Here is a 14342-nt window from a genome sequence, read left to right on the forward strand (position 1 = left end):
GACAGCCCCACATGACCGACCAGCACGGTGAGCTGGACGCCGCTCTCGAGCGCGTGATCGAAGCGGCCCGCCACCACCTCGCCGCCGTACGCGCCGCCCAGGGCCGCGTCGACGACGACGACGTCTGGCAGGCGTACGTGGCGTTGAACAACGCCTCCTTCGCGTACGACGAGCGCCTGCTCGACGCCTTCGGTGAGGTGACGCCGTGGGATGTCGACTCGATCGACCCGGACGAGGCCGACGAACGCTTCGGTGGCGTCGACGGGGCCGAGGCCAGCGACCCGCACCCCCGGGTGATCTCGGTGCGTCAGCGCCGCGATTACCGGGTGCCGAGTGTCGCCGCGCTGCTGCGCGTGGCCGAGGCGGCCCGGCGCGAGGGGACCCCGGAGGACGACGAGCCGGCGCCGGTGGAGGGCGTCGGCGAGGCGGTGCTGGAGCTGCTGCAGAGCGGCGACGGCTCGCTCGGCGCGTTGGACGTCCCGGAGCTGGAACCGCTCGACGGGGTGGTCATGGTCAGCGAGGTCGGCACCCCTGTCGACCTGGAGTCGTTCGACGACGACGACGCGGTGGGCCCGTTCCAGCCGGCGGCCGACGACCGGCTGGTGGGTCGGCTCGACGAGCACCCGTTCCTGGAGCTCGACGACGACCACGACCACGCCGGGCACCAGCACTAGACGAGTACGTCCGCACCCGGCACGGGGCTGCGCTCGTCGTCCCGTCTGGCCGGCCTGCCCTGTCGAGGTGCCGGTGAGCGATATACCTCAGAGGTATGAATATGACTCTGAGGTATATCGCTCCGGGCCGTCACGGCCCGTTCAGTACGACAGGCCCGGCTGCGGCTGGTTGACCAGTCGACGGCGCAGCACCACCTGCCGCGTGCCGTCGCGGTACAGCCGCACCCGGGCCAGCTCCCATCCGGAGAACTCCGCCTGGATCGCCAACTGCGCCGCGGCGGTCAACCGGTCGACGTTCGGCGGCAACCGCAGCGGCGCGTATTCGTAGTCCATGCCATCCATGCTGCCCAGCCCAGCGGCCATTCGCCACCCCCTCCGGGGTGACCAACGCCGCCCAGAAGCCCGTCCCACCCAGCACCGCGCCGATCATGGACTTGTGGTGACCAGATTGACCTGGTTAGGGGGTTTTTGTCACCCACCACAACCCCATGATCGGCAGGGAGTGCGTCCGGAACTCAGCCGGCCGGGACGTTCGCCGTCAGCAGGGTCGTCAGGGCCGGCGCGGTCAGGGCTACCGCCTGGGCGCTGCCCGGGTCGACCGCCAGCCCCCAGGAGGGGTCCGGCCAGTCCTCGAACAGGTCGGCGCAGGGCAGCGCGATGAACGGCACCCCGTCCCCGGTGAACGCGGCGAGCGCCCTCGGCGAGGTGAAGACCGGCAGCAGCGGCGCGCCGGTCGCGTCGCCGACCACCGTCCACGGGAAGTCGGCATCGGGTGTCGGTTCCCCGGCCAGCGGTACGCACACCGTCGCGCCGGCCAGCACCGCGAGGTAGCCGGGCAGGTCACGCCGGTCGACGGCCGCGCCGAGTACCGCCACCACCTCCGGCTCCGCCGGTCCGCGCGTAGCCGGTCCGGCCGTAGCCGGTCCGGCCGTGCCCGGCCCGGCGGCGGGCGATGGCGGCGGCGGGCCGGGGCGCGCGGCCGGTGGCACCACCCGGCAGGAGAGCGCGCCCGGCCGGTCGGTCAGCACCTCGGCGGCGGTACGGGCCACCAGCACGCTGAGCCGCTGCACCTGCTCCGGGGTGCGCGGCACCTCGTACCACCAGCCCGAGTCGTCGGTCGGGCGGTGCCAGCCGAGCGCGGCCAGGCGTGCCTCGTCGTGGCCGGGGCAGACCACCCGCACCACCTCGCGGCGCACCAGCAGGCGGATGCCGCGCGAACCGGCGGAGAGTTCCAGGTCGGTGTCCCGGTCGCAGCGGACGACCGTCTCGCGTAGCCGCTCGACGATCTCCGGCCAGGTCGGCGACGTCACGCCGGAGGGCCGGGCAGGCGCTCGCCCAGCCGACCGAGCCGGGCCACGGTCTCCTCCAGGCGGCCCAGCGCCGAGAAGTCGCCCGGCGTGCCGAACAGGTCGCCCAGGCCCGCGCCGAGCGCGACGTCCAACCCCTCGGTGTGCTCCTCGACGTGTTCGGCGGCGACCGCACGGGCCCGCCGGTACGCGTCGAGCACCAGCTCCGCCACGCCCTCGGTGCCCGCGCGCAGCGCCGCGGGCGCGAGGGTGAGCCCGGTCAGCGCCCCGGTGGCGTCGACCGTCGCCGAGACCAGGCCACTCTCGTCGGTCGCGGTGCCGGACAGCTCGGCCAGGTCGTCGCCCAGCCCGGCGAACCGGCGCTCGATGTCGGCGACCCGTCCGGCGAGCGCGTCGAACGCGGACGTCGGGTCCGTCATGAGATCCCTCCCCCGTGGATCGTGCGACCGGGTGGTGCCCGGCGGCCGGGAGATCGTATCGTCGGTGCGCTCGACTCATGGGGGAGGAACGGCATGCCACCGGACATCGATGTGGACGTGCAGGCGGTCCGTCGACTGGAGACAGCCGCCGAGCAGGTCGCCGGCTCACTCGCCGCGCTGGAGAGTCAGATCGTCTCGGCCGGTGACGTGCCGTCGGACGCCTTCGGTCACCTGCCGTTCGCCAGTGACATGCTCCGCGCGAAGTACGCCGAGCAGGTCACCGGCGGTCGCGAGCTGTTCGGTGCCGCGCACGCCGCGTTCGGTCGGGTCGCCACGGCGTTGGGCGACACGGTCGAGGCATACGAGCAGAACGAGCGGGACCTCGACGCCGGGTTCAAGGCCATCCAGTCGGGGCTGCCCGGATGAGCGGGCCGGCCGGCAGCGCCGTCGAGCTGTGGAACGGCCTCGACAACGCGCTCTCCGGGGTGCAGGACGCGGTCGACAGCGTCTGCCGGACCCTGGCCTGGCCGCTCATCCAGCTCGTCGACCTGGTCGACGGTGAACCCGCCGTGCTGCGCGCCAAGGCCGCCGAGTGGGACGCGCTCTCCACGCAGGTGCGCGACCTGGCGCAGGGCCACCGGGGGGCCCGCGAGTCCGCCCAGGCCGGGTGGCGCGCCCCCTCCGGCACGGCGTACGGGAAGCGGTTGGCCGAGGTGGAGCAGCAACTCCTCGACGTCGCCGACCAGTTCGCCGCGACGGCGGAGTACCTGCGCAGCGTCGCCGACGGTCTGCAGACCGTCCACGACGTGCTCGTCGATCTGTGCGTGGAGTTCGTGAACTGGCTCCTCGTCACGCTGGTGACGGCGTTGCTGATGGCGCCGGTCACCATGGGAGCGTCCTGGGCGGCCGGTGTCGGGCTGGCGGTGACCCGGGGCCTGATCGTGGTCACCCGGATGTTGAAGGTGATCCGGCCGTTGGCGGTGCACCTGCAGAAGGTCATCCGGTTGCTCCAGCGGGTCCTGCTGTACCTGCGCAAGCTGCGGACGCACCTCGACAAGCTGGTCGACATGCAGAAGGCGCTGCGCACCGGCAGGAAGTACGCCGACAAGCGCCGCGCCGCCGGCAAGCTCGACAAGTGGCACCACAAGGTCCTCGACCCGTCCAAGGGCACCTACAAGCTGGGCAAGTCCGGTTCGCCGTTCGACATGGGCGTCCTCGACCGGGCCGCCGCGCTGCGGACGCACGGCGTCACCGACGGTGCCCGGGTGATCGCCCGGGACTGGGCGACCAACCTGCCCTGGAACGTGCCGAACTCGGTCGTCCACGGCGTCACCTGGGGAACGGTCGCGTTGACCAGTGGTCTCTCCGTCCCCGGCAGCGAACAGGCCGGCGACCAGATCGACCAGGCGGTGCAGGGTGGCGCGGACTGGATCGACCAGAATGTCTTCGGGCAACCGCCCGCGGGTCAGCCCGCGGGCCGCTAGGGAGGCGACGGTGATGTCAGGGGAGCGGGGTCGGTTCGGCCGGTTCACCGACGCGGTGCTCGGCGGCGCGCGGGCCGCCCGGGACAAGGCGCGCGAGCTGCGCGACGAGTTCCGCACCAGCGACGAGCCCGAACGCGCCCTGGTGGCGCCGCTGCTGGCCGGGCAGGACCTCCGCTACGTGGGGCTGGGGCCGGTGCGCCTGTCGCAGACCCACCAGGCCGGTCGGCAGCTCGCCGACGAGGTCGGCGCCGAACTGGCCGAGTCGCTCGACCCGAAGGTGCTGTTCGGGCTGCTCAACATCGTCAACCCGGTGGTCTGGGTCGACGCGGTGCTGACGCCGGTGCGGATGGCCGCGGGCGTGCTGCTGCTTCCGGGCAAGGCCGGTGCCCTCGCCGCCGGGGTGGGGGAGTCGGTCGCGCCGGAGCGGGCCCTGCCCGAGCAGCCGACCCGGCGGGAGCCGATTCCGCTCACCGCGGAGCAGGAGGCGTTCCGGGCGGTGTTCCGGCTCAGCCTGTACCGGCCGCTGGCCGACCAGCTCGCCGAGATCGCCTACCGGCGTCGGTACGTCTTCAACGGTGACCTCGCCACCATCGCAGGCAGTCTGCTGCTGTTCCTGGATCGCTACACCGGCACCCCGCTGGCGGTCACCGACACCCACCTGCACCTGCTGCGGATGGGCCCCCGCCCGGACGCCGACCGGCCCGACCGGCGGCAACCCCGGGTGCTGTGGAGCGTGCCGCGCGCCCGGGTGGCCCGGGTCGACTCCGAACGGGGCGCGAGCGGGTTGGTGCAGCTCACCTCCACCGTCTCCTTCGACGACGGTTCGTGGATCCGGCTCACCCAGCCCGCGCTGCGCGACGACCAGTCGCGTTTCCTCACCGCGATCAGCGACCTCCCCGGTCGGCGTCCGGCGCCGTGACGCGGCCGGTAGGTCGACCAGTGGGTCAGCTGTCGCGCTCGGGGTAGCCCACCGGCACCGCCGAGACGTCGTCCAGCGCGGTGGTGATCTCCTCGGGAAGTGTGATGCGTTCCACCTGGAGCGCGCCGAGCAGTTGCCCCACCGTCCGGGCGCCGAGGATCGGCGCGGTCACCCCCGGCCGGTCCCGGATCCAGGCCAACGCCACCTCCAGCGGCGACACCCCCAACCCACCTGCTGCGGTCGCCACCGCCTCCACGATGCTGGAGCAGCGCGGCTCCAGGTACGTGGCGACGAATCGTTCGAAGTGCGGCGACGCGGCCCGGGAGTCGGCCGGACGGCCGTGCCGGTACTTGCCGGTCAGCACCCCCCGACCCAGCGGGGACCAGGGCAGCACGCCGAGGCCGAGCGCGTCGCACGCGGGCAGCACCTCCCGCTCCACGCCCCGTTCCAGCAGCGAGTACTCCACCTGGGCGGCGACCACCGGTGCCCGGCCCGGCCAGGCGGTCTGCCAGGCGGCGGCCCGCGCGGTCTGCCAGCCGGAGAAGTTCGACACACCGACGTAGCGGACCTTGCCGCTGGCCACCGCGTGGTCGAGCGCGGCCAGGGTCTCCTCCAGGGGGGTGTCCGGGTCGTACCCGTGCACCTGGAACAGGTCGACGTGGTCGGTGCCGAGCCGGCGCAGCGACGCGTCCAACGTCCGCAGCAGGTGCCCCCGGGAGCCGTCGCGGCGTCGGCCGCTGCCCGGCCGCAACCCGGCCTTGGTGGCGATCAGCAGCTCCTCGCGGGGCACCAGGGAGCCCAGCAGCGAGCCGATCACCGACTCGGCGTCGCCGTCGCCGTACACGTCGGCGGTGTCGATCAGGTTGCCGCCCGCGTCCAGGTAACTCTTCAGCTGGGCGGCCGCATCGTCGGCGTCGGTGTCCCGGCCCCAGGTCATGGTGCCGAGCGCGAGCCGGGAAACCGCCAGCCCGCTTCGGCCGAGCGGTCGCTGTTGCATGGGTGAACCTTATTTCGAACCTGCCGCCACGGATATCCTCGCTCCCGTATCTCTGCCGGTTCTGCCGGTTCCGCCGCCCGGGGCTGTCCCGATGGAGGGGGGACCAAAGGGGTCGAGCCGGTGATCGACTCCGTTATCGGCATTGCGTAACCTGGTGCGACCTGTGCCACGGATGGGGGAGGACCAGTGCGACTCGGGCTCAGTCTTGGATACCAGACAGCGTGGAGCACACCCGCCGACCACCTGGCCCTGGCGCAGGAGGCGGACCGGCTGGGCTACTCGGTGGTGTGGGCGGCGGAGGCGTACGGTTCCGACTCGCCCAGCATGCTGGCCTGGATGGCCGGCCAGACCGAACGGATCGACGTCGGTGCCGCGGTGATGCAGATCCCCGCCCGTACGCCGGCGGCCACCGCGATGACCGCCGCCACCATCGACGCGCTCTCCGGTGGTCGGTTCCGCCTCGGCCTGGGCGTCTCCGGCCCGCAGGTCTCCGAGGGGTGGCACGGGGTGCGTTTCGCCAAGCCCCTGGCCCGGACCCGCGAGTTCGTCGACATCGTGAAGCTGGCCGTCGCCCGCAAGGAGGTGGCGTACGACGGCGAGCACTACACGCTGCCGTTGCCGGACGGCCCCGGTAAGGCCCTGCGGTTGGGCTTCCACCCACCCCGCGAGCACATACCGATCTACCTGGCCGCGGTCGGCCCGAAGAACCTGGAGCTGGCCGGCGAGATCGCCGACGGCTGGCTGGCGGTGTTCTACGCCCCGGAGTTCGCCGAGGAGCAGCTCGCCTCGGTGCGCGCCGGGCGGGCCAAGGTCGGCAAGGAGCTGGCCGGGTTCGACGTGGTGCCGTCGGTGCCCGTGGTGATCGGTGACGACGTGGCGTCCTGCGCCGAGTTGGTGCGCTGGTACGCGGCGCTGTACGTGGGTGGCATGGGCAGCCGCCAGCAGAACTTCTACAACCAGCTCGCCACCCGGATGGGGTACGGCGACGCCGCCCGCGAGGTGCAGGACCTCTACCTGGCCAAGCGACAGCGCGACGCCGCCGCCGCCGTACCGATGGAGTTCATCGACCGGACGTCGCTGCTCGGCCCGAAGGAGCGCGTCGCCGAGCGGATGCGGGAGTACGCCGCCGCCGGCGTCACCACGCTGTCGGTGACCCTGTTCGTGGCCGACCGGGAGAGCGGTGTGCAGACCCTGCGTACCGTCGCCGAGGCACTTGATCTTTCGGGAGTCGGCGAGTGACCTGGGTCGAGGCCATCGTCCTGGGCATCGTCCAGGGACTGACCGAGTTCCTTCCGGTCAGCTCGTCGGGGCATCTGCGGATCACCTCGGCGATCTTCTTCGACCGCGACGCGGGCGCGTCCTTCACCGCGGTCACCCAGCTCGGCACCGAAGCGGCCGTGTTGATCTACTTCGCCAAGGACATCTGGCGGATCACCCGGACCTGGCTGGTCGGCATCCGTGACAAATCCGTCCGGTCCAGCCTCGACTACCGGATGGGCTGGTACGTGATCGTCGGGTCCATCCCGATCGGTCTGTTCGGCTTCCTGTTCAAGGACCAGATCAAGACGGCCGGGCGCAACCTGTGGGTGGTGGCGACCACGCTGATCGTGTTCGCGTTCGTGCTGGCGTTCGCGGAGTACTGGGGGCGGCAGACCCGCACCCTGGAGAACTTCCGGATGAAGGACGGCATCGTGATGGGCTTCGCCCAGGCCATGGCGCTGGTCCCCGGGGTGTCCCGCTCCGGTGGCACGCTCACCGCCGGTCTGCTGCTCAACCTGACCCGGGAGGCGGCGGCACGGTACTCGTTCCTGCTGGCCATCCCGGCGGTGGTGATGTCCGGCGTGTTCAGCCTCGGTGACGTCTTCGAGCCGTCCGCCCCGGGCACGTCCGCGCCGTCGGTGGCCCAGATGGTCGTCGCCACGGTCATCGCCTTCGGCATCGGGTACGCGGCCATCGCCTGGCTGCTGCGCTATGTCGCCCACCACACCCTGTACGTCTTCGTGCTGTACCGGGTCGCGTTGGGCACCCTGGTCCTGGCACTGCTGCTGACCGGCACGATCAGCGCCACCTGACCCACCCGTCGACGGCCTCCGGCCCGCCTTCCGGCGGACCGGAGGCCGTCGACGTACCGCCCGACACCACATCGCCGGGGCGGGGAGCGGGAGACCCCTTGATCGACTCCACATCGCCGAGGCGGGGGTATCCGGGCAGCGGTAGACCCCCGGATCGGCGAACCGGTGTCGATCAAGGCGGGACGGGCGCTCATCCCCGGTCTCGCGTGCGGCGTCGGCCGTGGCCCGTGGAGGTCGGAGCGGCGGGCGAGGCCCTAGGGTGGTCAGCGTGGCGACCCTTCTGCTTCTGCGACACGGCCGGACCACGGCGAACGCCGACGGCGGCCTGGCCGGCCGGCAACCGGTCGAGCTGGACGACACCGGGCGCGCGCAGGCCGCCGCGGTGGGCGAGCGACTGCGGGCGGTGCCGCTGGCCGCCGTCGTGACGAGCCCGCTGATCCGCTGCCGACAGACCCTGGAGTTGGCGCTGCCGCAGGCCACGCCGGTCGTCGAGGACGGCCTGATCGAGTGTGACTACGGCAGCTGGGAGGGGCAGCCGCTGAAGAAACTCGCCAAGGAGCCGCTCTGGCCGGTGGTGCAGCAGCGCCCCAGCGCGGCGGTCTTCCCCGACGGGGAGGCGATGGCGGCGATGTCCTCCCGGGCGGTCGCGGCGGTTCGGTCGTGGGACGCCCGGGTGAACGCCGAGCACGGTCCGGAGGCGGTGTGGTTGGCGTGTAGCCACGGTGATGTGATCAAGGCCATCGTGGCGGACGCGCTCGGCGTACACCTTGATCTTTTTCAGCGGGTGGTCGCCGACCCGGCGTCGGTGACCGCGATCCGGTTCACGCCGCTGCGTCCGTTCCTGCTCCGGCTCAACGACACCGGCGGTGACCTCTCCGCCCTGGTGCCGCCGCCGCGTAAGCGGCGTAGGCGGGCGTCCCGCGCCGCCGATTCGGACGCCGCGGTCGGCGGTGGGGCCGGTGCGGTCTCGTGACGACACCGGTCGGCGGCCGCCCGGCCGCGCCATTCCCGCCCGGTCGGCGGTCGAGGCGCGCGCAGACCGGCGGCCGGGCCGCCACGCCCGGGTGTAGCAGCCGGTACGCCGGGCGCGCCGCCGGTGCGGCGATTCGGGTCGGTGGGGTGCGCGGTGCCGTGGCGGGCCGGATAGGGTCGTGGGTATGACCCACCAGGTGCACGCCTTCGAACCGCCGGAGCGGTTCGTCGCCGGGACTGTCGGCCCGCCGGGGGAGCGCGCCTTCTTCCTGCAGGCCCGTGGCGGCGGTCGGCTGGTCAGCGTCGCGCTGGAGAAGGTCCAGGTGTCCCTGCTCGCCGAGAAGCTGGAGGAGCTGCTCACCGAGGCGCAGCGCCGCTTCGGCGTGGACCTGCCCGACCCGGGGCCGGTGATCGGTGACAACGAGCCGCTGGACACGCCGGTCGACGAGGAGTTCCGGGTCGGCACCCTCGGCCTGGCCTTCGACGTGGACACCGCGACCGTGGTGATCGAGGCGATCGCCGTCGGCGAGGTGGAGCCCGAGGTCGAGCTGGGCGACGAGGACGACGAGGACGACGACGAGGACGAGGACGACGAGCCGGACGAGGACCTGGACCGGCTCCGGGTCCGGCTCACCCCGCAGGCGACCCGCCAGTTCATCGAGCGGGCCCGGCGAGTGGTCAACGCGGGTCGGCCGCCGTGCCCGCTCTGCGGCCAACCGTTGGACCCCGCCGGGCACCTCTGCCCGCGGCACAACGGTTACCACCGGTGACCTCGTCCGGCCTTCAGCCTCGCCAGGACGGTGACGCGGCGCTTCGGCTGCTACGCGACGGCGTGCTCGACCTCGAAGGTCGGCTGGTCGACGCGTCGAACACGACGCTGCGCGGCATCCTGACCCTGGACGGGGTCACCGCCCGCTGCGTCTACAAGCCGGTGCGCGGCGAACGACCGCTCTGGGACTTCCCCGACGGCACCCTGGCCGGCCGGGAGGTCTCGGCCTACCTGGTCTCCGAGGCGACGGGGTGGGGCCTGGTGCCGCCCACCGTGCTCCGCGACGGGCCGTTCGGGCCCGGCTCCTGCCAGCTGTGGATCGACGAGCCGGAGGACGCCGAGGCGCTGGTCGGGTTCCTGCCCGCCGACGAGTTGCCACCCCGGTGGTTCCCGATCGCCGCGGCGCGGGACGACGACGGCGCGCCCTACGTGTTGGCGCACGCCGAGGACCCGCGACTGGCCCGACTCGCCGTCCTCGACGCGGTGATCAACAACGCGGACCGCAAGGGCGGTCACGTGCTCGTCGGCCCGGACGACCGGATCTACGGCGTCGACCACGGGGTGAGCTTCCACGTGGAGGAGAAGCTGCGGACGGTCCTCTGGGGTTGGGCCGGCAAGCAGCTTCCCCCGGACGCCCTGGAGATGCTCGACGGGCTCGCCGGGCAGGTCACCGGGGCGCTCGGCGAGGAGTTGGCCGAGCACCTGACGATCAGCGAGGTGGCCGAGTTGGCCTCCCGGATCGACAGGTTGCGAGACGTCGGCCGCTTCCCGCAGCCGCCGGAGGACTGGCCGGCGATGCCCTGGCCACCCATGTAGGGCGCTGTCATCTTGATCACCCGCGGGGCGCTCCGGCGTCGCCGTCCGGCTGGTTAGGCTGATCCCATGGAGTCTTGGGCGGGACACGAGGTGCCACGGCTGCCGGGCACGGGCGAGCCGTTGGCGTTGTACGACTCGGCGCGGCAGGGCGTGCACCCGAGTGACCCGGCCGACGCGGCGAGCATGTACGTCTGCGGCATCACCCCGTACGACGCGACCCACCTCGGTCACGCCGCCACCATGATCACGTTCGACCTCGTACAGCGGATGTGGCGCGACGCCGGGCGTCCGGTGCGCTACGTGCAGAACGTCACCGACATCGACGATCCGCTGCTGGAGCGGGCCACCCGCGACGGGGAGGACTGGGTGGTCCTCGCGATGCGGGAGACCGCGTTGTTCCGGGAGGACATGGAGGCGCTGCGGATCATTCCGCCGGAGCACTACGTGGGGGCCGTCGAGTCGATCCCGGACATCGCGGACAAGGTCGAGGTGCTGCTCAAGGACGGTGCCGCGTACCGGCTCGACGACGGCACCGGCGACGTCTACTTCGACATCTCCGCCACCGGCCGGTTCGGCTACGAGTCGAACCTGACCCGGGAGCAGATGCTGGAGATCTTCCCGGATCGCGGTGGCGACCCCGACCGGGCCGGCAAGCGCGACCCCCTGGACCCGCTGCTGTGGCGTGGGGCCCGCGAGGGCGAACCGTCCTGGCCGGGCGGGGAGCTGGGCCCGGGCCGCCCGGGGTGGCACATCGAGTGCGCGGTGATCGCCCTGAACCTGCTCGGCGACCGGATCGACGTGCAGGGCGGCGGCAACGACCTGCTGTTCCCGCACCACGAGGCGTCCGCCGCGCACGCCGAGCGACTCACCGGTCAGGCGCCGTTCGCCGAGCACTACGTGCACGCCGGGATGATCGGCCTGGACGGCGAGAAGATGTCCAAGTCCCGCGGCAACCTGGTCTTCGTGTCCCGGCTGCGCGCCGACAAGGTCGACCCGATGGCGATCCGGCTGGCGTTGATCTCCGGGCACTACCGCGGCGACCGCACCTGGACCGACGACCTGCTCACCGCCGCCCAGGAGCGCCTGGCCCGCTGGCGGCAGGCCGCCGCCGCACCCGCCGGGCCGTCCGGTGCCGAGCTGCTCGCCGGGGTACGCGCCCGACTGGCCGACGACCTCGACACCCCCGGTGCCCTGGCGGTGGCGGACCGCTGGGCCGAGGCGACCCTGGCCGGCACGACCGACGACCCCGAAGCCCCGGCCCTCTTCGCGAAGACGGTCGACGCCCTCCTGGGCATCCGCCTCTAGGGCCTGTTTCATAAGGGCGGTCGAGCCGAGGCGGAGCCCGGGCGGCGATCCGGCAAGGCGCGGTTTCGTCCGGATACCGGTGTTGTATCCGGGCGGAACCGCAACGCCGCCGGGCGTCGTCCGGGCCCCGCCGCAGGCCGGCCAGTTCTTATGAAACAGGCCCTACTCGTCAACCCTCGCCCCGCGCCGTCGTGTGCCCCGTGTCGTGCGCTGTCGCGTGTCGCGTGCCGTCGCCCGCACGATCGACTCAGGTTTCAGGAAGTCGCGGTATCCAGCACGCCTAGACCCCCCGATTTCCAGAAATCCGAGTCGATCACCCCGACATCCCCGTCGATCATGAGGTTGGCGGGCGGTTCGATCTCCGTCGGACCCGTCAACCTCATGATCGACGGAATGGGCGTGCCGGGACGCCGCCATCGGGTGCTTGATCCACTCCACATCGCCGAGGTGGCGGCATCCCCGCACGGCGTCACCCCCACCTCGGCGATGTGGAGACGATCAAGGCCAGTCGGTGCCGACCGACGGTCCACGAGGGCTGCCGCGCTCGACCGTGCGCCCGGACAGCAGGCTTCCGGCACCACCAGCGGCACCGACTCCCACCCCGTCGGCGACCTCACCACCGCAGGCTGGGCCCTCGGCCACGCCACCCAAACGGCGCCGCGCGGGGCGGCGGGGCGCCGACGGGTGTAGCGCGGGGGGTGGGTGCGGTCAGCCGAGCACCAGGCCGGGGTCGGGTTCCGGGTCGGGGGTGGGGCCGGGGATCTTGTACTCCTCGGTGAGGGTGGTCATCGGGCCGGGCCAGGTGGCCTGGGAGACCTCGATCGGTTTGCGGTGCGCGTCGTACGCGATGTGCAGCAGGTGCAGCACCGGGGTGTCCGGCCGGATCTGCAGGGTCTCGGCCTCCTCCCGGCTGGGCTGGCGGGCGCTGATCGTGTCGGTGGCGGAGACGTACCGCCGGCCGGTGACCTCCTCGGCCTCCTGGTAGAGGGGGCGGCCGAACGCTTCGGCGCGCTCCAACGAGGTGCCCGCGGTGTCGCGGGGCAGGAACCAGGAGGCGCCCACCTCGACGGGGGAGTCGTCGGTGCGGACGAGGTGCCGGCGGCAGAGCAGGTTGGTGCCGTCGGAGACGCCGAACGCGTCGGCGACCTCGGCGGGCGCGGGGGAGAGGCCGACCGAGACGAGCTGCTGGCGGTACCGGGCGGCCAGGTCGGTGTGGTAGCCGCGGAAGCCGCCGTACCGGCCCCGGGAGAGGCGGTTCAGTCGGCGCCGGGTGCCCCGGACGTACGTACCGGAGCCGGGTTTGGTGATCAGGATGCCCTCGACCCGCAGCTGGTCGACGGCGCGTTGCACGGTCTGCTTGGCGACGCCGAACATCTCGGCGATGGCCGGGATGGACGGCAGTCGCTCGCCCGGCCCCCAGTCGCCCCGGCGGACCTGGGCCTTGAGCTGCGCGGCGATCTGTCGGTGCGGGAACTCGGCGGCCCCGGGATTGATCTGCACACCCGCCTCCTTGATCACATCTAGGTTCCTAGGATGCCCTAGAGGGTGTGACGGCGCCACCCCGGACACGCGAAAACGGGCCCCCGGACCGCAGAAGGTCCGAGGGCCCGCGGCGGGGACGTGCTACCAGGAGCCGGCGGTGGGGCCGGCCGAACCGCCCCGTCGGCGCAGGTACTTCTCGAACTCCTGGGCGATCTCGTCACCGGTCAACGGGGTGATGCCCTCGTCGCCGACCCGTTCCTCCAACTCGCGAACGTATTCGCCCAACTCGGCGTCCTGCTCGGCGGCGCTGCGCACCCGCTGCTCCCACTCGGCGGACTCCTCGGCCAGGTCGGCCATCGGCACCGGCAGGTCGACGACCTCCTCGACCCGGTGCAGCAGCGCGAGGGTGGCCTTCGGGCAGGGCGGGTTGTTGGCGTAGTGCGGGACGTGCACCCAGAACGACACGGCGTCCACCTCGGCGCGGGTGCAGGCGTCGTGCAGCACCCCGACGATGCCGGTCGGCCCGTCGTAGCGGGTGGGGGTGAGCTGGTAGCGCTCGGCGGCCTGCGCGTCGGAGGCGCTGCCGCTGATCGGCAACGGTCGCGTGTAGGGGACGTCGGCGAGCAACGCGCCGAGCAGCACCACCCGTTCCACCTCGAGGCTGTGGCAGATCTCCAGCACCTGCTCGCAGAACGTCCGCCAGCGCATGCTCGGCTCGATGCCGCGGATCAGCACCACGTCGCGGTCGGTGCCCTCCGGGCTGGCCACCATGAACCGGGTCGTCGGCCACTCCACCCGGCGGGTCTCGCCGTCGGCCATGGTGATGGTGGGCCGGCTGACCTGGAAGTCGTAGAAGTCCTCCGGGTCCAGCTCGGTGATCTGCCGGGCGTTCCAGACCTGCTCCAGGTGCTCCACCGCGGCGGTGGACGCGTCGGCGGCGTCGTTCCAGCCCTCGAAGGCGGCGATGGCCACCGGGGACCGCAGCACCGGCAGTCCGTCGAACTCGGTCACGCCGTCACCTCACCCTGCTCGTCGCGGTCGGCGCCGGGATCGCGCCCGGTCGTCGTACCGTGTGGCACAGTGGCGTCCCTGTTGTCCTTCACGTCCGCCAGCCTACGTGCCGGGC

General features: G+C 72.5%; 17 protein-coding genes. 10 read left to right on the forward strand and 7 right to left on the reverse strand.

Annotation, left to right across the window (positions count from 1 at the left end):
- The first annotated feature begins 11 nt into the window (after nucleotides 1-11).
- Complete coding sequence (locus O7616_RS20010) at nucleotides 12-674, forward strand: hypothetical protein (protein ID WP_141909300.1); 663 nt, start codon at nucleotides 12-14, stop codon at nucleotides 672-674.
- Between the two features lie 141 nt (nucleotides 675-815).
- Here the strand turns inward: O7616_RS20010 and O7616_RS20015 are convergent, their stop codons facing one another.
- The 3 genes from O7616_RS20015 to O7616_RS20025 form a co-directional block, all read right to left on the reverse strand.
- Complete coding sequence (locus O7616_RS20015) at nucleotides 816-1007, reverse strand: DUF5703 family protein (RefSeq protein WP_088989720.1); 192 nt, start codon at nucleotides 1005-1007, stop codon at nucleotides 816-818.
- A 182-nt stretch (nucleotides 1008-1189) separates the two neighbouring features.
- Complete coding sequence (locus O7616_RS20020; protein WP_282303401.1) at nucleotides 1190-1984, reverse strand: SseB family protein; 795 nt, start codon at nucleotides 1982-1984, stop codon at nucleotides 1190-1192.
- Entirely contained in the window at nucleotides 1981-2400 is a 420-nt protein-coding gene (locus tag O7616_RS20025) for a YbaB/EbfC family nucleoid-associated protein (protein ID WP_282303402.1), read from the reverse strand. Before O7616_RS20025 ends, O7616_RS20020 begins: the two co-directional genes overlap by 4 nt.
- Nucleotides 2401-2493: 93 nt before the next feature.
- On the opposite strand from O7616_RS20025, the gene O7616_RS20030 reads away from it, so the two are divergent.
- The 3 genes from O7616_RS20030 to O7616_RS20040 are packed head-to-tail and all read left to right on the forward strand — an operon-like array spanning nucleotide 2494 to nucleotide 4803.
- The gene (locus O7616_RS20030) at nucleotides 2494-2826 is read left to right on the forward strand and encodes a hypothetical protein (RefSeq protein WP_282303403.1); all 333 of its coding nucleotides are present in this window, start codon (nucleotides 2494-2496) and stop codon (nucleotides 2824-2826) included.
- A complete protein-coding gene (locus tag O7616_RS20035) occupies nucleotides 2823-3884 on the forward strand; it encodes a WXG100 family type VII secretion target (protein ID WP_282303404.1) in 1062 nt (353 codons plus the stop codon). Before O7616_RS20030 ends, O7616_RS20035 begins: the two co-directional genes overlap by 4 nt.
- 13 nt (nucleotides 3885-3897) lie before the next feature.
- A complete protein-coding gene (locus tag O7616_RS20040; protein ID WP_282303405.1) occupies nucleotides 3898-4803 on the forward strand; it encodes a hypothetical protein in 906 nt (301 codons plus the stop codon).
- 25 nt (nucleotides 4804-4828) lie between these two features.
- Here O7616_RS20040 and O7616_RS20045 read toward each other — a convergent pair whose 3' ends face one another.
- On the reverse strand, nucleotides 4829-5800 hold the full coding sequence (locus O7616_RS20045) for an aldo/keto reductase (protein ID WP_282303406.1): 972 nt from the start codon (nucleotides 5798-5800) through the stop codon (nucleotides 4829-4831).
- 186 nt (nucleotides 5801-5986) lie between these two features.
- Here O7616_RS20045 and O7616_RS20050 point away from each other — a divergent pair, with 186 nt between their 5' ends.
- The 6 genes from O7616_RS20050 (at nucleotide 5987) to mshC (ending at nucleotide 11734) form a co-directional block, all read left to right on the forward strand.
- Nucleotides 5987-7039, forward strand: a complete 1053-nt coding sequence (locus O7616_RS20050) for an LLM class F420-dependent oxidoreductase (protein ID WP_145782115.1) — start codon at nucleotides 5987-5989, stop codon at nucleotides 7037-7039.
- Complete coding sequence (locus tag O7616_RS20055) at nucleotides 7036-7872, forward strand: undecaprenyl-diphosphate phosphatase (protein WP_282303407.1); 837 nt, start codon at nucleotides 7036-7038, stop codon at nucleotides 7870-7872. The genes O7616_RS20050 and O7616_RS20055 overlap by 4 nt, the downstream gene beginning before the upstream one ends.
- A 259-nt stretch (nucleotides 7873-8131) precedes the next feature.
- On the forward strand, nucleotides 8132-8845 hold the full coding sequence (locus O7616_RS20060) for a histidine phosphatase family protein (RefSeq protein ID WP_282303408.1): 714 nt from the start codon (nucleotides 8132-8134) through the stop codon (nucleotides 8843-8845).
- A 184-nt stretch (nucleotides 8846-9029) separates the two neighbouring features.
- On the forward strand, nucleotides 9030-9614 hold the full coding sequence (locus O7616_RS20065) for a DUF3090 domain-containing protein (protein ID WP_282259709.1): 585 nt from the start codon (nucleotides 9030-9032) through the stop codon (nucleotides 9612-9614).
- Nucleotides 9611-10429: an SCO1664 family protein gene (locus tag O7616_RS20070; RefSeq protein WP_282303409.1), complete on the forward strand. Its 819-nt coding sequence runs from the start codon at nucleotides 9611-9613 to the stop codon at nucleotides 10427-10429. Before O7616_RS20065 ends, O7616_RS20070 begins: the two co-directional genes overlap by 4 nt.
- Nucleotides 10430-10495: 66 nt before the next feature.
- Nucleotides 10496-11734 carry a cysteine--1-D-myo-inosityl 2-amino-2-deoxy-alpha-D-glucopyranoside ligase gene (gene mshC, locus O7616_RS20075; RefSeq protein ID WP_282303410.1) on the forward strand — a complete coding sequence of 413 codons (1239 nt, stop codon included), beginning with the start codon at nucleotides 10496-10498 and terminating at the stop codon, nucleotides 11732-11734.
- 254 nt (nucleotides 11735-11988) lie between these two features.
- On the opposite strand, the gene O7616_RS20080 is transcribed toward mshC, so the two are convergent.
- From O7616_RS20080 to O7616_RS20090, 3 genes are all read right to left on the reverse strand, one after another.
- Nucleotides 11989-12324, reverse strand: coding sequence for a hypothetical protein (locus O7616_RS20080; protein WP_282303412.1), 336 nt, complete (start codon nucleotides 12322-12324; stop codon nucleotides 11989-11991).
- Between the two features lie 118 nt (nucleotides 12325-12442).
- A complete protein-coding gene (locus O7616_RS20085) occupies nucleotides 12443-13234 on the reverse strand; it encodes a GntR family transcriptional regulator (protein ID WP_282303413.1) in 792 nt (263 codons plus the stop codon).
- 123 nt (nucleotides 13235-13357) lie between these two features.
- Nucleotides 13358-14227 (reverse strand): PAC2 family protein, encoded by an 870-nt coding sequence (locus tag O7616_RS20090; protein ID WP_282259701.1) that lies wholly within the window; start codon nucleotides 14225-14227, stop codon nucleotides 13358-13360.
- Nucleotides 14228-14342 lie beyond the last annotated feature (115 nt).

The sequence above is a fragment of the Micromonospora sp. WMMD964 genome (genome assembly GCF_029581455.1).
Taxonomy (GTDB): domain Bacteria; phylum Actinomycetota; class Actinomycetes; order Mycobacteriales; family Micromonosporaceae; genus Micromonospora.